A 25,249-nucleotide genomic window follows, 5' to 3' on the forward strand; every position below is an offset into this window, starting at 1 on the left:
CCTCAGTAAAAGGCTCCTCCCCCTTACTGAGGGGGAGGCTGGGAGGGGGTTATAAGGGGTCAATGCACTAACATAAAGAGTGGCGTATGTCTCTTGTGGTTAAAATCTAGTATTACCCGCTCTTTTTATTTTATTTTCTTGAACTATCTCGCAACGAAGCGTTTTTATGAAGAAAAATAGGCAATATATTTTATTGATGATTCCTGCGCTGATTGTCAGCTTAGCGTTTTTTTTGCTGCCAATGGCGAAGCTGGTATGGCTGTCTTTTGCGAAACAGCATGGCATCAGTTATTGGTACATTTTGACTAAACCAATGTATTTAAGCAGTTTATGGTCGACCTTTTGGCTGTCTGCTGTGGTTACCCTAGCCAGTTTGATCATTGCCACCATTGTTGGTTTATTTTTGACTCGCCATGACTTCAAAGGCAAATCCATATTGGTTGCTATGTTGAGCTTTCCTTTGGTGTTCCCTGGTGTCGTCATTGGCTTTTTTGTCATTATGTTGGCAGGGCGACAAGGTTTGCTTGCTGAGCTGGGTCTTGCATTAACAGGCGAACGGTGGACGCTCGCTTATTCTATTTCAGGTCTTTTTATTGGTTATTTGTATTTCTCTATTCCTCGCGTAGTGCTGACGGTAATGGGCGCGGCGGAGAAGTTGGATAATAATTTGATCGAAGCGGGGCGTTCATTAGGGGCAAATCGTTGGCAGTTACTCCGGGATGTGACAATACCCGCACTGACTCCTGGTTTAATTTCGTCTGGTTCTATTTGTTTTGCTACCTCCATGGGGGCGTTTGGGACCGCTTTTACCTTGGCAACCAATCTCAATGTCTTGCCGATGACGATCTATACCGAATTTACCTTAAACGCGAATTTTGCTATGGCGGCCGCGTTGAGTTTAATTCTTGGCTTTATTACTTGGGTATGTTTGACCATTGCGCGGCGTCAAGGTGGTTCGTCGTTAGGGATGGGAGGTTAATATGAAAAAGGGCGTGTTTTTTTATTTGCAATTGGCCTTCACTCTATTGATTTGTGCTTTCTTAATTGTGCCCGTTTTTATGTCCATCACGGCGGGGCTGACCAATAACTATTTTGTTGGCATTAAAAGTGGCTTGACCTTTCGCTGGGTCGAGCAGGTATGGGGAATGTATTCCAATACCATTTGGCTAACCATGAAAATTGCCTTGGTAACGACTCTGGTGAATCTTTGTGTGGGTGTGCCTTGTGCCTACTATTTGGCGCGCAGTCGAAGCAAATTATCGGCCTTTTTAGATGAGTGTTTAACCTTACCAATTGCCATCCCGGGGATGGCAATTGCACTGGGGCTGATTTCTGTATATGGCGGTATCACTGAGTTTCGCATGAGCTGGTCGTTTATTTTAGTGGGTCATGTGATTTTTACTTTGCCCTTTATGGTGAAGTCTGTCTTAGCGGTTTTGCAAAGCATTAATTTCCGCGTATTGGAAGAAGGGGCCGCCAGTTTAGGGGCGAGCTTTTGGCAGCGTTTTTTTCATGTCATCGTGCCCAATTGCAAAACGGGTATCGTAAGCGGCATCTTGATGACCCTGACCTTGTCAGCAGGGGAGTTTAATTTAACCTGGATGTTGCATACGCCATTGACGAAAACCTTGCCCGTTGGCTTGGCGGATTCTTATGCGTCCATGCGCTTGGAAGTCAGTTCTGCTTACACCTTGATTTTCCTTGGCATGATTTTGCCTTTATTGATTGCCGCGCAATTTCTGAACCGTCGACCCAAGCGTAGCGCGTAGTTAGCATTAAACAGCCTTTATGAATGAATAAGATGAGTAACACAATGAAAAATGCATCAACGAGTGTGGCGATTACATTAAAGCAGGTTCAGAAAACCTTTTCTGATGGCACACTGGCCTTGAAGCCTTTAGACCTTCATATTGAACAAGGTGAAATTTTAGTTTTATTAGGGCCATCCGGTTGTGGCAAAACCACCACTTTGCGTCTTATTGCTGGCTTAGAGTTTTGTGATCAGGGTGGTCAAATTCTGTTTGGTGAGCGGGATGTCACTCAGATAGCCATCGAACAGCGTCGTGTTGGTATGGTCTTTCAATCCTATGCACTGTTTCCCAATATGGATGTGAGTGAAAATATTGCTTACGGCTTACGGGTGCGTGGAGAAAGCAAAACCACGCAACAGGAAAAAGTAAACGAAATGCTAGAGCTGTTTGACTTACAACCCTATGCCCAACGTGCGATAGATCAGTTATCTGGAGGTCAGCGTCAGCGAGTGGCTTTGGCTCGTGCCATCATTACCGAGCCAGAAGTACTCTTACTCGACGAGCCATTATCCGCTTTGGATGCTTTGTTGAAAAAACGCTTACGAACCGACATTAATGCTTTGTTAAAACGTTTGGGCATTACCGCCGTGTATGTGACGCACGACCAAGAAGAAGCCATGGCGATGGGAGATCGCATTGCTATTTTGGATCATGGCGAGATCGCCCAAATAGGGACCGCTGAAGAGATTTATTTGTCACCTAACAATGAATTTGTGGCTAACTTTATTGGTCAAATGAACCATTTTGATGGTTTGTTACAGGGCCAAGCTTTGTCTTTTGGGAAGCAGTTTTTACCACTGTCTCCAACGCTTTATCAATCCTGCTGCGAAGGTAAGCGTCTTCGCTGTATGGCTCGTCCTGAAGATGTGCGTTTAATGGCGTTTGACGAGGCCACCGTTAAAGGGGCTGTGTCTCACAGTGTGTTTTTAGGGGACAGAACACGGGTTTTAGTTGATATCGAAGGGCTGCAAGAGCCAGTGCATGCAGATTGTTTTGAGCGTAAGCGCTATACAAGAGGGGATCGGGTGGGCTTAATGATTCCGCCATCACGTCTTGTGTTGTTACCCACTAGTGGTACGGAGTAAGTGACATGTTAATTGCCCAACTAACGGACCTTCATATTAAAAAACAAGGCAAAATCGCCTATCAAAAAGTGGATACGTTGCAGTGTCTCAAACAGGCGGTGACGCACATTAATGGTCTCTCTCCCCAGCCAGATTGGGTGGTGGTAACAGGCGACTTAGGGGATTTTGGAACGCCAGAAGAATACGATGTGTTGGTACCAGAGCTACAAAAACTGCATGCTCCCGTTAAAGTGATACCAGGGAATCACGACCATAGAGCATACCTTCGCGCAGCCTTTGAGGGTTTTTCAAGTTTTGATCATGCAGATTACTGCCACTTTTCCCATGTTGTGGATGGCTACCATTTGATAGGACTGGACTCTTCTGTATTGGGTAAGCCATACGGACATTTAACCCCCGATTCATTGGAGTGGTTGGCGACTCAGTTGGCTAACAAGCGTGACTTGCCAACCTTGATTTTTCTTCATCATCCGCCAATGAAGGTGGGGATTGACCATATGGATGTGCAAAAACTCCTCAATGATGATGAGTTATGGCAAGTACTTGAGCCTCATAAACAGGTGAAAGGGTTAATAGCAGGGCACTTACATCGTGCTATATACGCCACATGGAACGGTCTGCCTGTGTGGGTTGGCCCCTCTCATAGCCATGCAGTGACATTGGATTTAAACCCCAATGCGCCATCAAGATTCTCCCTCGAGCCACCAGCTATCCAGTTGTTCAAGCTGGCGCCTGATAGTATTGTGAGTCATATTAGTTACATTGAAGCAGGTGAAAAATCAGCCGGGCCGTTTCCTTTTTTTGATGAGAATAACAAGCTGATTGACTAAAATAGGAAGCAGAAAGCGCTTTAAGGCTTTCTGCTTTTTAATTGTCTTGTTTTTAACTTACCTTTTTTAACAATGCCGCCACGCCTTCTTTTACCTTGGCCAATAGTTCTTTCTCATCGAGGTTTTTCACTTGGTTATTACTGATGACTGGCTTGCCTTGTATAAAGCTGTGTTTGACTGAAACCGGTTCACCGCAGAGCAGTGGTGCGAATAGCGTAGAATGCACACCAGCAAAGCGAGGTTGATCGATATCGTATAAAACGATGTCGGCGGCCATGCCCACTTTTATTTCCCCTACCCCATCTAATCCCAATAACTTGGCGCCGTTACGGCTGGCCCAACGGAGGGTTTCGTCGACTGTGGTAACTTCTGGGTTTTTATTCGCCGCGCGGTGGAGTAACCAAGCAAGGTTAGCCTCTTGAATCATTGAGCCAGATTCTGCCGAAGCAGACCCATCCACACCTAGTGTGACCTTGATGCCTGCATTTTGCATGGCAATGGCTGGAGCAATGCCGCTGCCCAAACGACAGTTGGAGGTGGGGCAGTGAGCAATACCGGTTCCGGTTTGGGCGAGTTTAGCAATGGCATACTCATCAGACCAGACAAGGTGGGCAAACCAGACATCACTGCCAAGAAAATCACAGTGCTCAGCATAATCAATGGCGCTCATACCGTATCTTTGCTGTGCTTGTATTTCGTCGTATTCCACTTCTAATAAATGGGAATGCAGCTTAAGTTGGTGTTGTCTGGCGTAGGCTGCTAAGGCACGAAGGGCGGTTGGCTCTGAAGAATGGATAAGACTGGTTGGTGCCACTACCAAGCGGCGCATCGCCATAGGGCTGTCTTGATGATACCGAGCACGTGTTTTGTCCATGCGTGCGATGACTTGGTCGAGCGTTTCTGGCTGGATCGGTGAAGATTGCATGCCACGATGGCTACCTCGACTTGTGGTGCTGCCTCGACAGAGAACAAGACGAATACCTAAGTCGTCGGCTGCTTGCCATACCGCGTCTTCTATCTCCGTTGTTGAGCCAGCATGGTAAAGATAATGATGATCTGCACAGGTGGTTGCACCAGAACGAAGCAGTTCATATAAGCCTAATTTGGCAGCGTGGTACATTAAATCAGGGGAAATACTTGGCCAAAAGCGAAAGGGGACGGAGACAAGCCAGTCATCAAGGCAATGATTCAGCCCTTCAGGAATGCCCTTTAACACGGATTGCGCCAAATGGTGATGGGTATTGACCATGCCAGGATAGGCAACGCAGCCTTTGGCGTTAATTAGCGTCTCATCTGGCGCTGGTTGTAAGTTGTTGCCTAACTCGGCAATGATGCCATCACGAATACGAATATCCGTGTTGTTGGGAGAATCGAAAATGGCGCGTGTATTTTGAATGAGGTAAGACATAGACAAGCTCCTGATCGTCAGTTGCACAAAGTAGTGTGAATGGCTTTGTACGGTTGCTGATGTGGCAAGAGCAATGACCCGATGATGTATCTGCCTGCTTCTACTCTTTCCTGCTAACCATGTGGTTATAAGCAGCAAGCAAAAAACTCTCCAACTTGATGAATGCTAGCAAAGTAGGCAAGCCTTCTAATAGAAGCCGTCTAATGCCTGCTTCTATCATGGCCTTACTAAATCAGATTCTTGTTAAGAGGTACGCTTGTGGTGCTTTTTCAGAATGATATTGGCTCTTCCTAGTGCATGGCATGGTGCGAAATAGCATTGAATCTTTTTTAATGATTGATCTTTAACTCTTTTTTTCAGTTGGCATAAGCATTGCTGATGATGAATTTGTACATCAATTGGGTGTATTTCCATGAGTAGAAGCTGACAGGTTGATGATAACTGGGTCATTGCTCGCGGGATCGGGCAAGCATTCGCCTTAGGCGTATGGTAGCGGGTCGCGTGATGATTGACCTTAGACGTCTTTTCAATCACGCACTCCTTAGCTTGCTTTATATCAGTGAGTAAAAGCAAGGGAGTAGAAGCGGCGGACGGTTAATACCGTCGGGCATTGCTCCAATAACGTAATGGGTTATTGGGAGAGTCTATGAACACATCTTATGGTTTGAATGAATTAAATTTTGAAAAGACGATAGGGGGGCTGGGCGTCGAAAATCATCAACGCCAGATTCCATTAATCGATCTAAGGGCGTTTGACGAACGCCGAGAAGAAATAACCGAGCAGCTTTGGCAAGCCGCAACGAACGTTGGCTTTTTTCAGTTGGTCAATCATGGTCTTACCCGTGAGGACATTCAAGCAGCCTTTGAGGCTTCTGAGCGCTTCTTCGCTCAGTCTCAGGAGGAGAAAGCGCACTACGCATTAAAAGACGGTCTGAATGTCGGTTGGGAATTTAAAGCGCAAGTGCGTCCCTCGACAGGAACACCAGACCAAAAAGAATCCTATCAGATTACCTTACCTCACATGACTGGCTTATGGCCGAGTCAAGTAGCCGTGCCAGAGTTTCAGCGCATTATGCTCTCCTTTGAGTATCAAGCGTGGCGGTTGGGGATGAAGGTGTTGTCTTGCTTTGCCAACAAGCTTGGCTTTGTCGAAGACTTTTTTACTCAGGCCCATGATCGTACCTCTCAAGAATACCAAAGCACCTTACGCTTACTGCACTATTTGCCCTTAGAGAATGTTGAAAAACAATCTGGATTATGGCGAGCAGGCGCGCATACGGATTTTGATTGTTTAACCATGGTCTTTCAAAAAACAGGGCAGGGCGGTTTGCAGGTGTGTCCTGGCAAAGAAGCTAAAGAGGCGAATCGCCAAGAGTGGAGCAATGTCGAACCTGAGGAAGGGATCATCACTTGCAATATTGGCGACATGCTGATGCGCTGGAGTGACGACAAGCTTCAATCCACATTACACCGTGTGCGTATGCCAACGGCCACAGAGGCGAATCACTCTCGATACAGTATGGCGTTTTTCTGTCAAGCCAATAAGGATCAGCTTATCCAAGGCCCTGAGGGAAAATATGCCCCAATAACCGCTCGAGACTACTTATTGCAGCGCATCAACGCCAACTTTGCAGGTAAAAAGTAGCGATTTTTACTCGCGACGGCGAACAACGCAAAACGTCAAGCAAGTACGCCATTTGATTTGAGTGTTTTTGGGAGAAAGGTCATGAAAATAGCTAAGGTGACGGTCATTGTGGATTCGCGTTATGGCTCCACGCTGGCGTTAGCGAAAGCCATTGCTGACGGGGCTCAAGCAGAAGGTGCCCATGTGCGTTTACGCCGTGTGGCGATCCAAGAACCGGAGTTTAGCGTGGATACAAAACGAGCCGATTTTATTGCCGCACAACAGGAATACCGAGAATTGCCCAAGGCTTGTGCAGATGACTTGGTTTGGGCCGATGGCATTATCTGGGGCTCACCAACACGCTATGGCCTTATGAGCACACCGCTACGTTCCTTTATCGATGAAATCGCGCCGTTATGGAGAGAGGGGGCTCTCATCGGCAAAGTTGGCGCCGTATTTACCTCTACTGGCGGAATGCATTCAGGTAATGAAATGACTTTGCTGTCGCTTATGCTGCCATTTTTACAGCATGGCATGATTCTTTGTGGCGTGCCCCATAGCGAACCTGCGTTGATTCAAACTCGTAAAGGGGGCTCTCCTTATGGTGCCTCTGCTGTCACGGGCTTTGATGGTTCGCTGGGTGTGGATGAGATTGAGTTAACCATCGCCTCAACCTTGGGAGCTCGTGTGGCTCGCTTGGCTCGGCAAGTTGAGGCAGAGCCTGCTTCTGTGGAGCTGGCGGCGGCTTTAGCGCAATAAATGATGTGTTTTTCTGCTTGGTGTCATGACACCCAGTAGAACTCGTGTTCAAAGCGTTCAATTACTTTTATATCGGATTTGGAGTGCCCATTATGAGATTGAAACAAATACTGCTTTATTTTATTGCTGTCATTGGAATGTCTGTCTTTAGTTCGGCAACCATGGCGAAAGCGTTATACAAGGTAACCTTTGGGACAAATTGGTTTGCTGAAGCGGAGCATGGTGGGTTTTATCAAGCCAAAGCGATGGGGATTTATAAAAAATACGGCCTAGATGTCGACATCAAAATGGGTGGTCCACAAGTTAACGGTATGCAACTTTTGGTGGCCGGACGTATTGATATGTTAATGGGCTATCCCATGTCCAGTGTGAACGCTGTGTCTCAAGGCTTACCTGTTGTCACGGTGGCAGCCGTATTTCAAAAAGACCCTCAAGCCATTATTGCTCATCCCAATATTAAGTCTTTACAAGAAATTGCCGACAAAAAGCTGCCTGTTTATGTCGCGACATCGGCTTATACCAGTTTTTACCCTTGGTTAAAGGCTAATTACGGGTTCACGGATAGCATGGCGCGGCCATACACGTTCAGTGTTGCTCCCTTTTTAGCCAACAAAGGGGTTGCTCAACAAGGTTATATAACCTCAGAGCCCTTTGCGATAGAGAAAGGTGGCGTGAAGCCATCCATCTTTTTGATGGCGGATTATGGCTACCCTCCGTATGCTGAAACCATTGAAACCACTCAAAAAATGCTCAAGCAACATCCTGATGTGGTAAGACGATTTGTCAAAGCGACAATGGAAGGATGGGCAAGTTATATGAAAGATCCAGCACCGGGGAATGCCTTGATCAAAAAGGCCAACCCTCAAATGACGGATGCTCAGCTCGCCTTTAGTATTGCTATGATGAAAAAGTACCATTTGCTTGATGGTGGTGATGCCAAAAAAGGCGGCATTGGCGTCATGACTAATGCTCGTTGGACCCAGCTATACGATTTAATGAAAAAAGAGAAATTGTTGACGAAAGACATCAATATTAAAGATGTCTACTCCCTTGATTATCTACCTAAACCCCCTGTTTTAATGTCCAAATAATACACTGCATCACGGGGGAATGATGTAACCGATTGGTACTTCTCCCGTGTACATTGGAGCACGATGATGACAATGATAAGAGAGTTTTCTGGTACGACAATGGACATCACGGAAAGGGTTTCGAACAGGGAGGATGTTGATGTTAGCAATAAGGTGGCCCCAACAGGGGATAAGCGTTCCCGCCGTCCGGTTATTCAGGCGCGTAATGTCGATAAGGTCTACGGCAATGGTACCACTGCTCTAAAAGACGCCACGATAGACATTAAACAAGGCGAGTTTGTTAGTCTGCTGGGGCCTTCCGGTTGTGGCAAAAGTACCTTGTTGCGGATTATGGCCGGTCTTGGTGAGGCATCACGCGGCACTATTAAGTGGTGGGAGCAAGATTACGATGTGGTCGGAGAAAAAGGGCGTAAGTTAGCGTTTGTCTTTCAAAACGCCACGTTAATGCCCTGGGCGAAAGTACGAGGCAATGTGCGCTTACCCTTGGATCTGGAAAAATACGTCGCGGGAGATGTCGACAAGAGAGTCGAGCAAGCCCTTGATATGGTTGGCTTAAGCCGTTTTGCTGATGCTTACCCTAGAGAGCTTTCAGGTGGTATGCAGATGCGGGCGTCCATTGCGCGGGCACTGGTGACTCAGCCGAATCTATTGCTGATGGATGAACCCTTTGGTGCTTTGGATGAGATGACTCGCAATAAGCTGAATGATGATGTGCTGAGGTTATGGCAGGAGAATGGTTGGACGATTGTTTTTGTCACACACAGTGTCTATGAAGCCGTGTATTTGTCCAGTCGAGTTGTGGTGATGGCGGCGCGTCCTGGACGTATTGTCGAAGACATTATCATTGATGAGCCATTTCCTCGTCACTCTGATTTTCGAGTCTCTCAGAGCTTTGCACAATATTGCAAACAGGTATCCTTCGCTTTAGAAAAAGCCAGTGCCATGGGTCAGGAGGGCAAGGTATGAAAACACCACTGATTAAAAACCAAGGGTTTGTTCAAATTGCGGCGCCCATCGCCGTAGGGGTGATATTTCTGCTGTTGTGGGAGTTGATTGTTCGCGCTTTAGGGATTGCACCTTATATATTGCCGGATCCAGTAGCTATCTTTGAGGCTCTAGTGGATAACTGGGGTGTTTTGTTTCATGCACTCTGGGTCACTTTAACGGTGACGTTTTTTGCTTTTGCGATATCCGTGGTATTGGGGGTCGCTTGTTCCCTTCTGTTTATTCAGAGTAAATGGATTGAAGTCAGTTTCTTTCCCTACGCTATCTTGATGCAGGTCACCCCCATCGTTGCGATCGCGCCTTTAATTATTATTTGGATTAACGACACCACGTGGGCTTTGGTTGTTTGTGCGGTCATTATGGCGATATTCCCCGTTATTTCTAACACCACTCTGGGCCTGCGTAGTGTGGATCCTAATTTATTAAATATGTTTCGCATGTATCGTGCTAGCCGATGGCAAGAGCTAGTGCGGCTGCGAATTCCAGGGGCTCTGCCATATTTTTTTGGAGGCTTGCGCATCAGTTCTGGGTTGGCGTTGATCGGTGCTGTGGTCGCTGAGTTTGTGGCGGGTACGGGCGGTGCAAAAGCGGGTTTGGCGTATATGATTTTGCAGTCCAGTTATAATTTACAAATTCCCAAAATGTTTGCGGCCTTATTTTTGATTACGGCAACGGGGATTTTATTGTTTGCTTTGATGGTTTGGTTATCGAATTTAGCCTTACGTAATTGGCATGACAGTGCCGTAAAAACGGAAAACTAATCCATGTCAACAACATCGTTGCAAGCCCATTGTAGTTCTGTTTTGCATTTTCTTGGTCAAGATAAATACGAGTATTTTTCCGATGGCCTTTTGTTGGTAGACACCTGCTCAGGACGCATTGTCGACGTTGGACATCGTGAAGCATTACTTAAGCAGTACCCGCAGGCTGCGGTATTTTATTATCAGGATGCCCTTATCATGCCTGGTCTAATAGACACGCATGTTCACTACCCACAGGTCGATGTGATTGCCTCGCATGGAGAGCAACTTCTGGCGTGGCTTGATCAATATACTTTCCCTACGGAAGCTAGGTTTTCGGATCCAGAACATGCTCAAGAAACGGCTGAGTTTTTCTTAGAGGAATTACTCAGAAATGGCACGACAACGGCGGCAGTTTTTGGCAGCGTCCATGCTTCCGCTGCGGAGGCCTTTTTTTGCGCGAGCGAAAAACGTAATACACGCATGATCATGGGTAAGTCGATGATGGATCGAAATACGCCAGATGCTCTAAGTGAAACCACGGAAGTCTCCTATCAGCAGACTCGTCAGTTGATTGAGCGTTGGCATCATAATGGACGGCAATTGTATGCTGCGACATTGCGCTTTGTGGTGACGTCAACACCGGCGCAATTTGCACATATCCGCACGTTAATGGAAGAATTTCCAGATCTTTATATGCAAACACATTTAGCCGAAAACCTCGCGGAAGTGACCCTAGTAAAAGAAATGTTTCCAGAGCGTCGTGATTACGTCGATGTGTTTGATCATCATGGATTATTGGGACCTCGCAGTTTGTTTGGTCATGGTATTCACTTATCTGAAGCGGAATTGGTGCGCCTTAAAGACAGCGATAGTCGCATTGCATTTTGCCCCACATCCAACCTGTTTCTCGGTAGCGGCTTATTCGATTTAGATAGAACAAGCAAAATGGTTCAAACGGGAATCGCGACGGATGTTGGGGCAGGCACCAGTTTTTCGATGTTAGCGACTTTGAGTGAGGCTTATAAAATTTGTCAGATCAATGGTACCCGTTTCTCGCCTTTACGTGCTTTTTATATGGCAACCTTGGGCAATGCGGGTGTTTTGAGCTTAGAGAGCCGAGTTGGCAACTTCGAGAGTGGCAAAGAGGCAGACTTCGTCATTTATAACCTTGCTTGCACACCGTTAATGAAGCGTCGGCAAGCCTTGTGTCAGAGCATTGAAGAAAGGCTCTTTGCTTTGATGGTTTTGGGGGACGATAGGGCTGTTCAGTCGACTTTTATTGCGGGGAAGTGTCAGTATTTGAAAGAATCAAGCGTCAAAGCCCCATCTGATAAATAACGCTTTCTATATATCTTTACTATACTTAATAGAAGGACAAAATTTGTTGTCTCTTTATATACAATTAGACGTTCTATGTCAGTTTTTTTATGAATGAAAAAACTATAAGGATGAAGCGATTACATCCTAGAATATTAAAACAAAAACCACTATAAATTATTTTAGAAGCTTTTTTTTAAAGCCACTAAAGATAGTAACGATCAGTTCGTTATATTTATATATGGCTTATATAAATAAGTCGTTTTATGTATTCGAGGGATGATTATGACTGCGATGACAGAAACATTCACACTTAATATAGCGCCGGATAATATAACACCGGAAAATACACCCATTAATAGTCGAGTGACTACAAAAAAATACGATATTGCTTTTTTGCATACTTCTGCTTTATGTGTCAAAAACTTTGATGTCATTATGAAGGAACTTGCGCCGGAGTTATCCGTTAAACATGAAGTGAGGCCCCACTTTTTGAGCCGAGCCCATGCCAATGGCATAGACAGAGTATTAGAAGGGGATGTGACGGCGGCCATCGAAGCGCTAAGCCAAAAATCAAAAGTGGTGGTGGTCACTTGTTCGTATATTGGGCAGGTGGCTGAAAATATTGGAATGCTGAATGGTAGTCATATTGAAAGCATTGATCGAGCGATGGCGGATTTTGCGGTAGAGCGCGCGAATAATATATTGGTCTTGACTGCGTTGCAAAGTACGTTAAAGCCGACTCGTGAGCTGTTGAAATCTTCCATGAATCACTTTGGAGTGAAACCCACAGTGACGCTTCAATATGTTGATGATGCTTGGGAGCATTTTTTATCGGGCAATGAAAAAGGCTATTATGAAGACATCGCCAAAGTTTTGAGAGAAAAAGAACAGGACTACGATTTAATTATGCTTGCTCAATCCTCTATGGCGGGAGTGGTTGATGGCGTTGAGCTTTCAATCCCCGTGATTAGTAGCCCTAGAATAGGTGTTGAACGAGCTATTCAGTTTTTGGCACCGCGTTAATGTAATAAGAATTTTCTGTTTAAAATGCGTTTTCATCATCCCAAAATAAGGGCGCCTTGGCGCCCTTATTTTCTAAGTGTGCTTTTTATGATCATAAAATATTAACGTGAAACCGCTTTGGGTTGATTTAATGTTTGACGCTTTTTAAGTGCTTCGTAATAAGGCGCATAGGCGGGACGCTTAATGTATTTGCCATCGCCTGAACGAGACAGTAATTCACCTTGATGCCATGCTACTTTACCATTGCAGATGGTGGTTTCAGGTACGCCGTGTATTTCCATACCCTCGAAAATGCTGTGTTCAATCATGGATTGATGGGTTTTCGCTGACAGTGTTCGAGTGGTGGCAGGGTTCCAAATCACCAAATCAGCATCCGAGCCAACACGAACGCAGCCTTTATTTGGGTAGATATTAAAGATTTTTGCGGTATTGGTTGAGGTGAGCGCGACGAATTCATTGGCGGTGATTTTGCCTGCATTGACGCCTTTTTCCCATAACACCATCATGCGCTCTTCCACTCCAGCGGTGCCATTGGGTATTTGTGTAAAGTTGTCTTTCCCCATGGCTTTTTGTTCCGCACAAAAAGCGCAGTGATCGGTGGCCGTGGTTTGTAAGGTTCCACCCTGAACCCCTTTCCAAAGGGCATCTTGATGCTGTTTTGGTCTAAATGGCGGGCTCATGACGTGGGCAGCAGCGGTGGCCCAGTCAGGGTTTTGGTAGACGCTATCGTCGACGGTTAAGTGCCCAGCTAATACCTCGCCGAAAATCGTATAACCATGGTCTTTGGCGTAGCGAATGGCATCGACAGCTTCTTCAGTAGACACATGCACCAAATAAAGGGGAGCACCTAGTGTGTTGGCAATACTAATAGCACGGTTCGCCGCTTCGCCTTCCACAGAAGAAGGCCGCGATAATGGATGGGCTTCTGGTCCGGTTAAACCTTGATCTATAAGCTTATTTTGTAGGTGATACACCAATTCACCATTCTCAGCATGGACGGTGGGGATAGCACCTAGTTCAAGGCATTTCGTGAAGCTGGAGACAAGAATGTCATCCGTTGCCATGATGGCGTTTTTATAAGCCATAAAGTGTTTGAAACTGTTTACCCCGTGTTCGTTGACAAGTGTTGCCATCTCTTCTCCGACGCTGTCATCCCACCAGGTAATCGCCACGTGAAAGGTGTAATTCGCATAGGATTTTTGAGACCACTGACGCCACTGCTGATAAGCTTCTAAGAGCGATTGTTGAGGGCTAGGAATGACAAAATCGATAATACTCGTTGTACCGCCAGCAAGGGCAGCGACGGTACCGGAGGCAAAGTCGTCTTTGGCGACCGTACCCATAAAAGGCAATTGCATATGGGTATGAGGGTCAATGCCCCCAGGCATGATCAGCTTGCCTGTGGCATCGATGACCTTGGTATCGTCAGGTATGCTGTTGATCTCACCAATTTCAATAATCTTATTGTCTTTACATAAAATGTCAGCTTGAAACGATTCTTCATGGGTGACAATCGTCCCCCCTTTGATCAGTAGACTCATAATGACGTCCTTATTGTTAGATGTTCACTATTATTAGAAGTTCACTCACGGAATGTTGCGTATAAGGTCACGTTGGACCGCTGCACCTTGTACCGTGAAAAGTATATTGTCACCATAAACACCAAGGGTGATGTTGGTGCTTATGGTTTGCTTTGTGGTTAACGAAAAGACCCTGATTGAACTGCGATTAAGATTGCACCGCCTTAGCTTGGCGAGAGGGACTTTGTTTGGCATTGGCTAAGAAGAAATACACAATCGCACCGGTGGCCGCTCCGGTAAACCAGCCATAGTGGTAGAACCAGCCAATGGTTGGGGTATTAACGGCAATCAGCGTAATGAGCACTGGCAGCGCAAAAGCAATCAAGCCTGAACTATTAAAGTTAGGGTAAAGGCTGTTTGGGGTGTACAGAGCAACTAAGTCTAAATGCTGGCGCTTGATTAAGAAATAATCGACAATCATGATACCTGCAATTGGGCCAAGTAGGCTTGAGTAGCCTAGAAGCCAGTTCGAATACATGCCTTCTACACTAACATCGGATTGAACCCAACCGAGTTTTTTCAATAGCTCCCAGCTCATTAGAGCAATACCAATAAAACCTGTTAATAAAGCGCCACGGGTTTGATTAATGTATTTAGGGGCGATATTTTGAAAATCGTTGGTGGGAGATACGACATTGGCGGCCGTGTTAGTAGACAGAGTCGCAATGACGATCAGCACCATAGCAATGGCCACCCAGAAAGGGCTGTGGATTTTGCCGATTAGCGAAATGGGATCGGAAACGGTTGCCCCAACAAGCGTTGGTGACGCGGCGGTTAGAATAACCCCGAGTGATGCAAACAAGAACATGGTCAATGGCAAACCAATAATTTGTCCGATGACTTGATCTTTTTGAGATTTTGCATAACGGCTAAAGTCGGGAATATTAAGCGACAGTGTTGCCCAGAATCCCACCATGGCGGTTAATCCACCAAAGAAATACCCCCAAAAGCTAGATCCGACAGCTCGTGTCGCAGGGGTGGATAACACCTCAACAAGAGAGACTTTGCCACTTGCCCAAACAAGCAGGCCTATTGAAACGGCGAGTAAAAGGGGGGCCGCGAGTGTTTCCATCCACTTAATGGATTCTGAGCCACGAATCACCACATACATGTTCAATGCCCAGAATATGAAAAAGCCAAGCACTTCACCGGTGCCTCCTAAGCTGGCCCAGCTGCTGGAAATCGCAGATAGGAACAGATGGACGGCCATACCACCAAACATCGTTTGAATACCAAACCAACCACAGGCAACTAACCCACGGATTAAACAGGGAATATTTGAACCGACCATGCCAAAAGAGGAACGTAATAACACCGGAAACGGAATACCGAATTTGGTACCAGGGTAAGCGTTTAATGTCAGAGGAATCAGTAGGATTAAGTTGGCGATCAAAATAGTCAACAAGGCTTCCATGACGGATAAACCAAAATAAGCCGTTAGCACTCCCCCTAATGTATAAGAGGGAACACAAATGGCCATCCCAACCCATAACGCAGCAATGTTCCATTTGCTCCAGGTGCGTTCACTCAATTTTGTCGGCGCAAGATCATCGTTATAGGCCGTGCTATATTGGAGGTCGCTATCAACTTCTAATTCGTAGAAGTCGCCCTTTTTTATCGATTTGCTGGTCATGATTCACCTCTGTCATATGATTATTTAAGCGTGGTTTGGGGGGATTTTGTCTGTTTCCTAAGTGGACTAATGTTCCTTCGCAATGCGTTCGCTGGCTTCCAGCATGGTATGTAGTAGTACGTTGGCACCCGCTGCACATTCTTCTGGGGAGCTGTATTCGGCTTCGTTATGACTAATGCCATTCAGACAAGGCGTAAAAATCATACCTGTGGGAACAAGGTCTGCCATGTAGCAGGCATCGTGCCCCGCACCGGCATAGATATCCATATGGCTGTACCCCAGCTTTTCTGTGGCGGCTTTTACATCATCGGAAGCATTAAATTCCACGGGAGCGAAATACCAGAAAGGGTCCACATTGACTTCAAGACCATGGTCGATGGAGATTTTTTTGCAAAAGGCCAAAAGCTCTTCGTGCATTGTCAGTAATACATCGGGTTTGGGATTACGCAAATCGGCACTGAACTTCACATTGCCAGGAATGGTGTTACGAGAGTTTGGCCAGACTTGCATAAAACCAACGGTCCCCAAACCATTTTCATGGCGGTCGGCAATGGCTTTCATTTCTGCCACAATCAGTGAGGCAGCAAGCATGGCATCTTTGCGCAAGTGCATGGGGGTGGTGCCAGAATGAGAAGGGCGGCCAATGACTTCAATGTTATACCAGCGAATCCCTTGACCGAGCCGAACGATACCAATCATTTTCTCTTCGTCTTCGAGAATGGGTCCTTGTTCTATGTGGGCTTCAAAGAAGGCCCCCATATGTCGACTGCCCAGTTCCATATCCCCCAAGTAACCAATTCGCTCTAGCTCATCGCCAAGGCGGATGCCATTCACATCGGTTTTGTTGAGTTCAGTTGCTAAATCAAAACGACCTACATAGGTTCCCGAACCTTGCATTGCTGGTTGAAAGCGGGAGCCTTCTTCGTTAGTCCAGACGGAGAATTCCATTGCTGTTGGGGTTTCAATGTTATTTTCGTGGAGGGTACGCAGCACCTCGACCCCAGATAAAACGCCGAAGACGCCGTCAAATTTACCACCAGTTGGCTGTGTATCAAGATGGCTGCCTGTTCCTACGGCAGGGAGGTCATTGTTCTTACCCGGTCTACGAGCAAAGATGTTGCCAATTTTGTCGATGGAAATATCGCAGCCTGCGTCTTTGCACCAAGAGACAAAAAGATCGCGAGCCTGTTTGTCTAAATCCGTTCCTGCTAAACGGTTGCAACCGCCTTTCTTTGTTCCGCCAATGTCTCCCATTTCCATTAGTGTGTCCCAAAGGCGTTGTTTGTTAATACGAAGATCCTGCATGATGTTCTCCTATGACTCTATAAACCAGTATGAAAATAAAATTTACCAAAAGGTAAAAATTGATCGCACAGAAAACTTACCAAACATGATGTTCATGCCAAATGATAAGAATGACTTGCTTTTTTCAAATAAATCGATGTTGTCTTTTGTGGAGCAACAAATAGGCCAACTTTTTAACGATTATGAGAAATAGTTTTCTCATAGTCTTATAGTTGTTATGCTATTTTTAAAATATAATGTCGAAAAATTAAGTAAAAACAGTGTGTTATAGTTTGAGGTGAAACTTGCTGGATAAAAAAGAAAAACGGACGAAGCAGTCAGTGAATAGGGAAGTATTAGAATCGCGTATCCTGCGTGCCGCAGAGATTGTTTTTGCGTCAAAAGGGTTTAGTGGTTCCTCTATGGAACGTATTGCCGAGATTGCAAAAATTTCCAAACAAAATCTGATTTATTACTTTCCAAACAAAGACTTACTATATAGAAGAGTACTAAAGGAGATGCTGGATATTTGGATTGAGAAACTGTCTTTTTTAGAAGTTCAAGGGGAGACTCCTGAGGTCATCATTCGCCGCTATGTCAGTGAAAAAATGGCGCTATCACGACTGTATCCCAATGGTTCAAAAGTGTTTGCCCACGAAATTATCAGTGGGGCGCCAGTGCTTAAAGAGTATCTTATTAGCCACTTAAAACCCCAATTTGATCGTGATGTTATTTTGGTTAAGTCTTGGATAAATAAGGGATTAATTGATTGTGTCGACCCCGAGCATTTGTTCTTCACCATTTGGGCGGCGACACAAACTTATGCCGATTTTTCGGTACAAATGGAAGTGTTGCTAGGCAAAAATACTTTAGAAGAAGCAGACTTTCAACGAGCTGAAGACGCCGTCACTGAGTTTGTTGTGCGCGCTCTTGGTGCTAAAAAAAAATAATTAATTTTATTTTCACAATATTTTCTTTATTGGTTCTGCTTGGTTGACTTCATTTTTTGTTAGATAAGGTCAACCAAAAAATCAAATTTTTCATAATCTTAACCTTTTGGTTAACCATTTATTTATCTTTAGTTAAATTCCCTATCTCTAAAATGGTGCACATTCTGCACTAAAAAAAACAATTTACTCTGTTAAAAAAACCGTGTTATTAATTTTTATACCAAATGGTAAAAAATTAGTTTAATCCTGTTGGTTGGAGTGAATATGATTTCTATTTCAGAAGCGCAATCTTATGAATTTGCTAGCGGCCCTGATCTGTTCGCATTATGCCAACAAGCAGCAAAAATACGTGATGAACATTGGGGAAAGCGACTAACGTACTCGAAAAAAGTATTTATTCCTCTGACCAATATGTGTCGTGATGCCTGTGGCTATTGCACCTTTGTGCAAGGGCCTGATTCTCCCGATGCGAATTACATGACACCTGAACAAGTGTTGAAAACGGCACGAGAAGGGCAAGTATTGGATTGCAAAGAAGCCTTGTTTAGCTTGGGGGAGCGTCCTGAAGAACGCCATCAAAAGGCTCGGGATTTACTGAGACATCTTGGCTATACCCATACCTTAGATTACCTTCATGACCAGTGTGAAAATGTGTTACTTGAAACCACTTTGCTGCCGCATATTAATGCGGGCGCTCTATCTTACGATGAATTAAAGCATCTTAAACCCGTCGCGGCGAGCATGGGGATGATGTTAGAAACGGTCTCTAATACGCTATTAAAAAAAGGTCAAGCGCATCATGCGTGTCCAGATAAAACGCCGAAGCGTCGGCTTAATACTTTAGAGCAAGCGGGTCGCCTTGATATCGCCTTTACGACGGGTATTTTGATCGGTATCGGTGAAAGTTGGCAAGATCGTATTGATAGTTTACTTGCCATTCGTGACCGTCATTTGTCTTATGGTCATATTCAAGAAGTCATTATTCAAAATTTCCGCGCGAAACCTGGAACCGCTATGGCGGCTTGTATGGAACCTAGCCTTGATGACATGAAGCGAACCATCGCCCTGGCACGTTTGCTGTTACCCGCCGAAATCAGTGTACAAGCTCCGCCGAATTTACAAGAAGAATACGGGAGTTATATCCACGCAGGCATTAATGATTGGGGCGGAATTTCTCCGTTGACGAAAGATTTTATTAATCCAGAGCGGGCTTGGCCGCAGATCGATAATGTGGCGAAGGCCTGTCAAGGGCTGGGTTATTCCCTAGAGGAGCGCTTGACGATTTACGCCCGCTTCCAAGAGCAAGAGAGCCGTTATCTCACCGCAAACTTAACCCATCGAGTGGCTGACTTATCGGGACAAGCGACTCATTCGAATTATTTTCTTAAAGAAGAGGTGGTAGCATGAACTCATTATCATCCTATTTATTGGCACCTGCTGCAGATTCATTTACGCCACAGTTAAATCAAGTGGGCTCAAGGGTACGTAATATTTTAAATAAAGCCTTGGCGGGCGGCGAACTCAGTGTCGAAGAAGCATGTGTGTTATTCGACACACAGGGAGTTGAAAGCCAAGCGGTACTGGACACTGCCGATAAAGTGCGCGAAAAGCGCGTCGGCAATACGGGCAGCTTTGTGATCACCCGTAATATCAACTTCACCAATGTTTGTTATATGGGGTGTCGCTTTTGTAATTTTGCGAAAGAAAAAGGTGATAAAGAGGCAGAATTTCTCACTGTGGAGCAAGTGGCTGACCGTGCCGAAGAAGCCTGGCATCGAGGGGCTACAGAAGTTTGTATTCAAGGTGGGTTACACCCTGAGATTAATGCGGATTACTATCGAAATTTGGTGATCGCTGTGAAAAAGCGAGTCCCAGATATTCATATCCATGCGTTTTCACCATTTGAAATTTGGTATGGCTGCAAAAAAGCGAAATTAGCGCCAGAGGTCTTTCTAGCCGAATTAAAGGCATTAGGGCTCGGCACCATGCCAGGTACGGCCGCTGAAATCTTGGATACCGAGGTGCGCAAAAAACTCACGAAAAATAAGCTCACCACAGAAGAGTGGATTCGCATTATCAAAGCCGCCCATTCCGTTGGCGTGAAAACCACCTCGACCATTATGTATGGCCATGTGGATCAGCCCGTCCATTGGGCCAATCATTTAAAACAGTTGCGTGATATTCAAAAAGAAACGGGTGGCTTTACCGAGTTTGTGCCACTGGGCTTTATTCACTACGAAACACGCTTATACAAAGACAATCCTGACACGGTTCGTCCAGGGCCTACCCGTGATGAGCATTTTAAAATGCATGCTATTGCTCGTTTAATGCTGCAAGGCCACATTGATAACATTCAAGCATCGTGGGTAAAAATGGGGCCTGATGTGGCGGCGGCCATGTTGCGTTCTGGCGCGAATGATTTGGGTGGCACCTTGATGAACGAGAGCATTTCTCGGGCGGCGGGTGGCACTCACGGCCAAGAGGTCATGCCTGAAGACATGGTGGCCAATATTCATGCAGCGGGCCTTAAAGCAATTCAACGCAATACAAGTTATGACATGGTAAAAGATTATGGATCCGCTCCAGCGATGGAAAAACGCATTGCTATTCAAGGAGTCGCCTAATGTCAGAATTAACCATTACCTTACTCGCTGGCGGTGTGGGCGGTGCGAAAGCGGCCGAAGGCCTAGCCGCGAGCCAATATGCGAACGCGACACAAATCATTGGTAATGTGGCCGATGACGAAGAGTTTCACGGACTTTGGGTCTCGCCCGATATTGATACCTTGATTTATTCCCTTGGTGATCAGATTGATCGCCAGCAAGGTTGGGGGCGAAAAAATGAAACGCACCAAGTATTAAGTGAGCTGAATGCCCTTGGCAAAGAGACTTGGATGACCTTGGGGGATTTGGATCTTGCGACCCATATTTACCGGACGGAATTACGCAAACAAGGTGTCCGTCCAACCTATATTGCTCAGCGTTTAGCGACGCGCCATGGGGTTACGTTACCGATTTTATTACCTACCGACGATGTAGTGCAGACACGAGTGCAAACAAAACAGGGTTGGTTGTCGTTTCAAGAATATTTTGTACGTGAGCGCTGCCAGCCAGAAGTGTCTGCTATTGAATACAGCGGTGCCAACATAGCCAAAGCAACACCGGAAGCTTTATCTCAACTCACCAAAAGCGATGTGATCGTGATTGCACCGAGTAACCCTATTGTCAGCATCGGTGCGATTCTTGCGGTGTCCGGAATTCAAGAAGCCATTGCAAAAAGCGGGGCCTATGTGATCGCTATTTCACCTTTGATTGGCGGAAAAACAATTAAAGGACCAGCAGACAAAATGTTGGAAAGCGCAGGGAAAAGCATCGATTCAAAAGGCATTTATCAGTGTTATTCCTCTTTTTTGCACGCTTTGGTAATAGATGATGCCGACCGGAACGATGTGCCTTGGTTGCATGATCAAGGGGTGGATGTCTTGGTGACGAACACCTTAATGAAAAGTACTCAAGACAAGCAAAGGCTCATGACCAAGGTGATTGAATTTGCTCAGTCTCGGCGTAATCTGAGGGCAGCATAATGGAACAACCTCTGTTGAAAAAGCTCTGTGTGGTGATTCCTATGAAATCGCCCAGTCGTGCTAAGCAGCGTTTAGCGAGTTGTTTGTCAGATGCGTCTCGAGAAAAGCTGGCGTTGAATTTGTTTGAAAGCACTTTGGTGTTTTTTCGATATGAATTTGCCAGTCTGGATGTGTTGGTGGTGAGTGATTCAAGGGAGATATTAGCCTTGGCACAACGGCATGGTGCCTTGTGTCTATTTGATGAAGGCAGCTTAGGACTCAATAGTGCTCTAGACCGTGCTTGTCAAAGGGTCACCTCTTTGGGCTACGCCCATCAGTTGATTATTCCCAGTGATATTGCTTGGTTGGATAAACAAGAAATTCACACCCTATTAATGGCTGCAAGGGAATCAGACGTGGTGATTGCGGAGGCGAAAGACGGTGGTACCAACGCGTTATTAACCACGCCACCGAGTGCCATTGCATTTCACTATGGGGTTCATTCGGCCTTGTCTCATCACCAACATGCGGCACGACGGGGGTTACGTTGCTGTTCCTTGCAGTTACCTCATTTATCCTTGGATATCGACCAAAGCGATGATTTAGAACAGGCGACACAGCAACAACCAAATCGTTTTAAAACGTGGCGAATAGCGCCGCAATCGAAGGAGCGGTCTTATGTCTGATTCACTTGCTGTTGCTTCTTTTCCTATGACGTCTTCTTCAGTGTTTGCTTCTTCGGATGCTATGTCGATGTTTCGTTTACGTGGCTTACCTGACTTTCAGCAAGGAGATGATTTAGCGCAAAGCATTATTGATACGCTCGCGTTGAATCAACAAACCTTGCTTGAAGGCGACATCTTGGTGATTGCCCATAAAGTGGTATCGAAAACCGAAGGGGCGTGTGCCTTTTTAGATCAAATCACTCCCAGCGACGATGCCATTACATTAGCCAAAACAGTCAACAAGGATCCGCGAAAAGTCGAAGTGATTCTCTCTCAATCAAAACGCATTGTCCGCGCGGTGAAGCGTCCCGAGCAGCAAGAAGGTGTACTGATTGCAGAGCATAAAAACGGCTACATCTGTGCCAATGCGGCGGTGGATGAATCTAATGCGGATCACCCTGGGCAGCTTATTTTATTGCCGAACGATCCAGACAAAAGCGCTCGACAACTGTGCCTTGCTTTGGAGTCTCATTTTCACTGCAACTTAGGGGTGGTTATTAGCGATACCTTTGGTCGTCCCTGGCGGTTAGGGCAAACCAATGTGGCGATTGGCCTGGCCAATGTGCCAGGCGTTATGAATATGGCGGGGGAAGTGGACGCTTTTGGTCGACCTTTAAGTGTCACCGCGCCAGCGTTTGGCGATGAGTTGGCGGCCGCGTCTGGTCTATTAATGGAAAAAAGTGCCAAAGCCCCGGTGATTGTTTTTCGAGGTCTTGATTGGCCGAAAACCGACAGTAGCAGCCGAGATCTTATTCGTTCCCACAATGAGGACCTTTTTCGATGAGTAAAGTAGCGATGAATAACGCAGAGATGAAAGAAGAGATCAGCAAAGTCGCCATTATTGGTGGCACAGGGCCACAAGGAAAAGGGTTAGCGTTGCGTTTAGCCATGGCTGGTGTGAGCGTTGTGCTTGGGTCTCGTGATCCGGACAAAGCACAAGAAACCGCCCAACAGCTGATTACGACCTTGTCTGAATGGGATTTACCAGAATGGAAAGGTGTTGCTGATATTACGGGCATGTCCATGGAAGAAGCCACCAAGGCTGCCGATCAAATGGTGGTATTGTCCGTGCCATACAGCGGACACGATGCCACCTTGTCGACATTAAAGCCTTTATTAGAAGGCAAAATATTAATCGACATTGTAGTGCCTCTTGCGCCGGGTAACCCTAAAGCCGTTGTCATGCCTGAAGCGGGTTCGGTTACCGAATCTGCACAGGCATTGCTGGGAGAAAGTATTCCCGTTGTCGGTGCGTTGCATAATGTGTCAGCTGTCACGTTGAATGATCTATCGCGTTCCATCAACTGCGATATTCTCGTATGTGGTAATGATTTAGCTGCGAAAAAAAGCGTGATGTCGCTTATCGAAAGGATGGGAACCAAGGCTTATAACGCAGGATTAGCCGAAAGTGCTCGCTGTATTGAGGCGCTGACGCCCATTTTGATCCGTTTGAATATCTCAAAAGACGTGCCTTTTAGTCATGCCGGGGTTCGCATTTGTCCACCAGATCATTAGGTTTCGATTACTGAACTCACCAATACTTTGTTAAAAACAGACTCAAAATGCTCATTTATAACTTATAGACTCCGCTTTTTTGTCTGTTTTTGCCTCGTCTTGGTTTTGCTCAGTACATCTTGGAAAGTTGTTTAGAACAGATTCAAACTTTGAAAAATATTAAAAAAGCATAATCACAAGAGGAACATATTATGGAATTTGGTATTACGTTTAAAGGTTTTGTGAGCCCTGACCGAGCACGTCGTTTAGTACGTCAAGCGGAAGAGGCTGGGTTTGATTATTGCTGGTTCTATGACTCACACATTTTATGGCGCGAGTCATTCGTTGCCATGGCCATGTGTATGGAGCATACCAAAACCATGCGTTTTGGACCTTGTGTGACGAACCCTAATATCCGTGATTGGTCATTATCGGCAAGCTTATACGCCAGCCTCGCATTGCAAAGTAATGGTCGTTTTGACATAGGCCTTGGTCGTGGGGATTCCTCCATGCGAGTGATGGGTAAAAAACCTGCCACCTTGGCACGCCTTGCTGAATTTACCACGAAAGTGAAAGCCATGGTGCGCGGTGAAGAAGTAGAATATGGGGAGTGCCCAGAGCCAGTTAAATTGCCGTGGTCAGTGGGGTATGAGTTACCTGTTTGGATCGGTGCGTATGGACCAAAGGCATTGGCTACGGCAGGGCAAGTAGGCGATGGTTTGATTTTACAAATTGGTGATCCCAGTTTGGTGACTTGGTTTAAGGATCAAGCCATTAGTGCGGGTCAAGAAGCTGGGCGTGATATGTCTAACTTTAAGATACAAGCGGCAGCCCCCGCTTATTTTGGCGATATGGATTACTGTATTGAACATACCAAATGGTTTCCAGCGATGGTGGGTAACCATGTGGCAGATATCGTTGAAAAATACGGTAGTGACTCCGGTTTGGTGCCCAAAAGCTTGACGGACTACATTGAAAAACGCCGTGGTTATGATTACTCAAAGCACGGTCAAAGTGATAATCCATACTTAGACTTTATTACCGAAGACATAGTGAAAAGCTTCTGTGTGCTGGGAACTGTAGAGGAGCACATCACCAAGGTGAAGGCGCTCGAAGAAGCGGGTACGACTCAGTTCAATATCTATTTAGACAGTGGGGATGAGGAAGAAATCATCGCCAACTACGGCCAGCATATCATTCCAGCGTTTAAATAATCTGAATCATGAAATGCGCTTTTTCATAACAATACAAAGCTGGCGTTCATTGCTTGAGCGTTAGCTTTCGTTTTTAGCTACTGTTAAGAAATGTTAATAGAGATGATA

23 protein-coding genes are annotated in these 25,249 nt (G+C 45.7%); 19 read left to right on the forward strand and 4 right to left on the reverse strand.

Annotation, left to right across the window (positions count from 1 at the left end; genetic code table 11):
* Positions 1 to 166: 166 nt before the first annotated feature.
* From JHD45_RS14640 to JHD45_RS14655, 4 genes are read left to right on the forward strand one after another with little or no spacing between them, the layout of a single operon-like run.
* Complete coding sequence (locus tag JHD45_RS14640; RefSeq protein ID WP_199477252.1) at positions 167 to 979, forward strand: ABC transporter permease; 813 nt, start codon at positions 167 to 169, stop codon at positions 977 to 979.
* 1 nt (position 980) lies between these two features.
* Positions 981 to 1,769, forward strand: coding sequence for an ABC transporter permease (locus JHD45_RS14645; RefSeq protein WP_199477253.1), 789 nt, complete (start codon positions 981 to 983; stop codon positions 1,767 to 1,769).
* A 44-nt stretch (positions 1,770 to 1,813) separates the two neighbouring features.
* Positions 1,814 to 2,896, forward strand: coding sequence for an ABC transporter ATP-binding protein (locus JHD45_RS14650; protein ID WP_199477254.1), 1,083 nt, complete (start codon positions 1,814 to 1,816; stop codon positions 2,894 to 2,896).
* Between the two features lie 5 nt (positions 2,897 to 2,901).
* A complete protein-coding gene (locus JHD45_RS14655; RefSeq protein WP_199477255.1) occupies positions 2,902 to 3,726 on the forward strand; it encodes a phosphodiesterase in 825 nt (274 codons plus the stop codon).
* 52 nt (positions 3,727 to 3,778) lie between these two features.
* On the opposite strand, the gene JHD45_RS14660 is transcribed toward JHD45_RS14655, so the two are convergent.
* Positions 3,779 to 5,134: an amidohydrolase family protein gene (locus tag JHD45_RS14660; protein ID WP_199477256.1), complete on the reverse strand. Its 1,356-nt coding sequence runs from the start codon at positions 5,132 to 5,134 to the stop codon at positions 3,779 to 3,781.
* A 646-nt stretch (positions 5,135 to 5,780) separates the two neighbouring features.
* Here JHD45_RS14660 and JHD45_RS14665 point away from each other — a divergent pair.
* The 7 genes from JHD45_RS14665 (at position 5,781) to JHD45_RS14695 (ending at position 12,699) form a co-directional block, all read left to right on the forward strand.
* Positions 5,781 to 6,779 carry an isopenicillin N synthase family dioxygenase gene (locus tag JHD45_RS14665; protein ID WP_199477257.1) on the forward strand — a complete coding sequence of 333 codons (999 nt, stop codon included), beginning with the start codon at positions 5,781 to 5,783 and terminating at the stop codon, positions 6,777 to 6,779.
* 81 nt (positions 6,780 to 6,860) lie between these two features.
* Positions 6,861 to 7,517, forward strand: coding sequence for an NAD(P)H:quinone oxidoreductase (wrbA, locus tag JHD45_RS14670; protein ID WP_199477258.1), 657 nt, complete (start codon positions 6,861 to 6,863; stop codon positions 7,515 to 7,517).
* Positions 7,518 to 7,609: 92 nt separating this feature from the next.
* Complete coding sequence (locus JHD45_RS14675; protein ID WP_199477259.1) at positions 7,610 to 8,608, forward strand: ABC transporter substrate-binding protein; 999 nt, start codon at positions 7,610 to 7,612, stop codon at positions 8,606 to 8,608.
* Between the two features lie 63 nt (positions 8,609 to 8,671).
* Positions 8,672 to 9,574, forward strand: a complete 903-nt coding sequence (locus tag JHD45_RS14680) for an ABC transporter ATP-binding protein (RefSeq protein WP_233407845.1) — start codon at positions 8,672 to 8,674, stop codon at positions 9,572 to 9,574.
* Complete coding sequence (locus JHD45_RS14685) at positions 9,571 to 10,374, forward strand: ABC transporter permease (protein ID WP_199477260.1); 804 nt, start codon at positions 9,571 to 9,573, stop codon at positions 10,372 to 10,374. The genes JHD45_RS14680 and JHD45_RS14685 overlap by 4 nt, the downstream gene beginning before the upstream one ends.
* 3 nt (positions 10,375 to 10,377) lie before the next feature.
* Entirely contained in the window at positions 10,378 to 11,694 is a 1,317-nt protein-coding gene (guaD, locus tag JHD45_RS14690; protein ID WP_199477261.1) for a guanine deaminase, read from the forward strand.
* A gap of 264 nt (positions 11,695 to 11,958) precedes the next feature.
* Positions 11,959 to 12,699, forward strand: a complete 741-nt coding sequence (locus tag JHD45_RS14695) for a hypothetical protein (RefSeq protein ID WP_199477262.1) — start codon at positions 11,959 to 11,961, stop codon at positions 12,697 to 12,699.
* Between the two features lie 101 nt (positions 12,700 to 12,800).
* On the opposite strand, the gene hydA is transcribed toward JHD45_RS14695, so the two are convergent.
* The 3 genes from hydA to JHD45_RS14710 all read right to left on the reverse strand — a co-directional run bounded on the left by hydA (position 12,801) and on the right by JHD45_RS14710 (position 17,217).
* Positions 12,801 to 14,240, reverse strand: coding sequence for a dihydropyrimidinase (gene hydA / locus JHD45_RS14700; RefSeq protein ID WP_199477263.1), 1,440 nt, complete (start codon positions 14,238 to 14,240; stop codon positions 12,801 to 12,803).
* A 187-nt stretch (positions 14,241 to 14,427) separates the two neighbouring features.
* On the reverse strand, positions 14,428 to 15,912 hold the full coding sequence (locus tag JHD45_RS14705) for an NCS1 family nucleobase:cation symporter-1 (protein WP_199477264.1): 1,485 nt from the start codon (positions 15,910 to 15,912) through the stop codon (positions 14,428 to 14,430).
* 66 nt (positions 15,913 to 15,978) lie between these two features.
* A complete protein-coding gene (locus JHD45_RS14710) occupies positions 15,979 to 17,217 on the reverse strand; it encodes a Zn-dependent hydrolase (RefSeq protein ID WP_199477265.1) in 1,239 nt (412 codons plus the stop codon).
* A 284-nt stretch (positions 17,218 to 17,501) separates the two neighbouring features.
* Between JHD45_RS14710 and JHD45_RS14715 the strand changes: the two genes are divergently transcribed.
* The 8 genes from JHD45_RS14715 (at position 17,502) to JHD45_RS14750 (ending at position 25,141) form a co-directional block, all read left to right on the forward strand.
* Positions 17,502 to 18,146, forward strand: coding sequence for a TetR/AcrR family transcriptional regulator (locus tag JHD45_RS14715; protein ID WP_199477266.1), 645 nt, complete (start codon positions 17,502 to 17,504; stop codon positions 18,144 to 18,146).
* 264 nt (positions 18,147 to 18,410) lie between these two features.
* Positions 18,411 to 19,553: a 7,8-didemethyl-8-hydroxy-5-deazariboflavin synthase CofG gene (gene cofG, locus JHD45_RS14720; RefSeq protein ID WP_199477267.1), complete on the forward strand. Its 1,143-nt coding sequence runs from the start codon at positions 18,411 to 18,413 to the stop codon at positions 19,551 to 19,553.
* On the forward strand, positions 19,550 to 20,770 hold the full coding sequence (gene cofH, locus JHD45_RS14725; RefSeq protein ID WP_199477268.1) for a 5-amino-6-(D-ribitylamino)uracil--L-tyrosine 4-hydroxyphenyl transferase CofH: 1,221 nt from the start codon (positions 19,550 to 19,552) through the stop codon (positions 20,768 to 20,770). Before cofG ends, cofH begins: the two co-directional genes overlap by 4 nt.
* The gene (gene cofD, locus JHD45_RS14730; RefSeq protein WP_199477269.1) at positions 20,770 to 21,729 is read left to right on the forward strand and encodes a 2-phospho-L-lactate transferase; all 960 of its coding nucleotides are present in this window, start codon (positions 20,770 to 20,772) and stop codon (positions 21,727 to 21,729) included. Before cofH ends, cofD begins: the two co-directional genes overlap by 1 nt.
* The gene (gene cofC, locus JHD45_RS14735) at positions 21,729 to 22,394 is read left to right on the forward strand and encodes a 2-phospho-L-lactate guanylyltransferase (protein WP_199477270.1); all 666 of its coding nucleotides are present in this window, start codon (positions 21,729 to 21,731) and stop codon (positions 22,392 to 22,394) included. Before cofD ends, cofC begins: the two co-directional genes overlap by 1 nt.
* Entirely contained in the window at positions 22,387 to 23,217 is an 831-nt protein-coding gene (gene cofE, locus JHD45_RS14740) for a coenzyme F420-0:L-glutamate ligase (protein WP_233407846.1), read from the forward strand. The genes cofC and cofE overlap by 8 nt, the downstream gene beginning before the upstream one ends.
* The gene (gene npdG, locus JHD45_RS14745) at positions 23,214 to 23,948 is read left to right on the forward strand and encodes an NADPH-dependent F420 reductase (protein ID WP_233407847.1); all 735 of its coding nucleotides are present in this window, start codon (positions 23,214 to 23,216) and stop codon (positions 23,946 to 23,948) included. Before cofE ends, npdG begins: the two co-directional genes overlap by 4 nt.
* A gap of 191 nt (positions 23,949 to 24,139) precedes the next feature.
* Complete coding sequence (locus JHD45_RS14750) at positions 24,140 to 25,141, forward strand: TIGR03842 family LLM class F420-dependent oxidoreductase (RefSeq protein ID WP_199477271.1); 1,002 nt, start codon at positions 24,140 to 24,142, stop codon at positions 25,139 to 25,141.
* Positions 25,142 to 25,249 lie beyond the last annotated feature (108 nt).

It is taken from the genome of Marinomonas spartinae, from assembly GCF_016461715.1.
GTDB classification, from domain to species: Bacteria; Pseudomonadota; Gammaproteobacteria; order Pseudomonadales; family Marinomonadaceae; genus Marinomonas; species Marinomonas spartinae_A.

Coding starts and splice junctions, on each gene's coding strand:
- JHD45_RS14640 (WP_199477252.1), top strand. CDS start 167: ATGAAGAAAAATAGGCAATATATTTTATTGATGATTCCTGCGCTGATT.
- JHD45_RS14645 (WP_199477253.1), top strand. CDS start 981: ATGAAAAAGGGCGTGTTTTTTTATTTGCAATTGGCCTTCACTCTATTG.
- JHD45_RS14650 (WP_199477254.1), top strand. CDS start 1,814: ATGAAAAATGCATCAACGAGTGTGGCGATTACATTAAAGCAGGTTCAG.
- JHD45_RS14655 (WP_199477255.1), top strand. CDS start 2,902: ATGTTAATTGCCCAACTAACGGACCTTCATATTAAAAAACAAGGCAAA.
- JHD45_RS14660 (WP_199477256.1), bottom strand. CDS start 5,134: ATGTCTTACCTCATTCAAAATACACGCGCCATTTTCGATTCTCCCAAC.
- JHD45_RS14665 (WP_199477257.1), top strand. CDS start 5,781: ATGAACACATCTTATGGTTTGAATGAATTAAATTTTGAAAAGACGATA.
- wrbA (WP_199477258.1), top strand. CDS start 6,861: ATGAAAATAGCTAAGGTGACGGTCATTGTGGATTCGCGTTATGGCTCC.
- JHD45_RS14675 (WP_199477259.1), top strand. CDS start 7,610: ATGAGATTGAAACAAATACTGCTTTATTTTATTGCTGTCATTGGAATG.
- JHD45_RS14680 (WP_233407845.1), top strand. CDS start 8,672: ATGATGACAATGATAAGAGAGTTTTCTGGTACGACAATGGACATCACG.
- JHD45_RS14685 (WP_199477260.1), top strand. CDS start 9,571: ATGAAAACACCACTGATTAAAAACCAAGGGTTTGTTCAAATTGCGGCG.
- guaD (WP_199477261.1), top strand. CDS start 10,378: ATGTCAACAACATCGTTGCAAGCCCATTGTAGTTCTGTTTTGCATTTT.
- JHD45_RS14695 (WP_199477262.1), top strand. CDS start 11,959: ATGACTGCGATGACAGAAACATTCACACTTAATATAGCGCCGGATAAT.
- hydA (WP_199477263.1), bottom strand. CDS start 14,240: ATGAGTCTACTGATCAAAGGGGGGACGATTGTCACCCATGAAGAATCG.
- JHD45_RS14705 (WP_199477264.1), bottom strand. CDS start 15,912: ATGACCAGCAAATCGATAAAAAAGGGCGACTTCTACGAATTAGAAGTT.
- JHD45_RS14710 (WP_199477265.1), bottom strand. CDS start 17,217: ATGCAGGATCTTCGTATTAACAAACAACGCCTTTGGGACACACTAATG.
- cofG (WP_199477267.1), top strand. CDS start 18,411: ATGATTTCTATTTCAGAAGCGCAATCTTATGAATTTGCTAGCGGCCCT.
- cofH (WP_199477268.1), top strand. CDS start 19,550: ATGAACTCATTATCATCCTATTTATTGGCACCTGCTGCAGATTCATTT.
- cofD (WP_199477269.1), top strand. CDS start 20,770: ATGTCAGAATTAACCATTACCTTACTCGCTGGCGGTGTGGGCGGTGCG.
- cofC (WP_199477270.1), top strand. CDS start 21,729: ATGGAACAACCTCTGTTGAAAAAGCTCTGTGTGGTGATTCCTATGAAA.
- cofE (WP_233407846.1), top strand. CDS start 22,387: ATGTCTGATTCACTTGCTGTTGCTTCTTTTCCTATGACGTCTTCTTCA.
- npdG (WP_233407847.1), top strand. CDS start 23,214: ATGAGTAAAGTAGCGATGAATAACGCAGAGATGAAAGAAGAGATCAGC.
- JHD45_RS14750 (WP_199477271.1), top strand. CDS start 24,140: ATGGAATTTGGTATTACGTTTAAAGGTTTTGTGAGCCCTGACCGAGCA.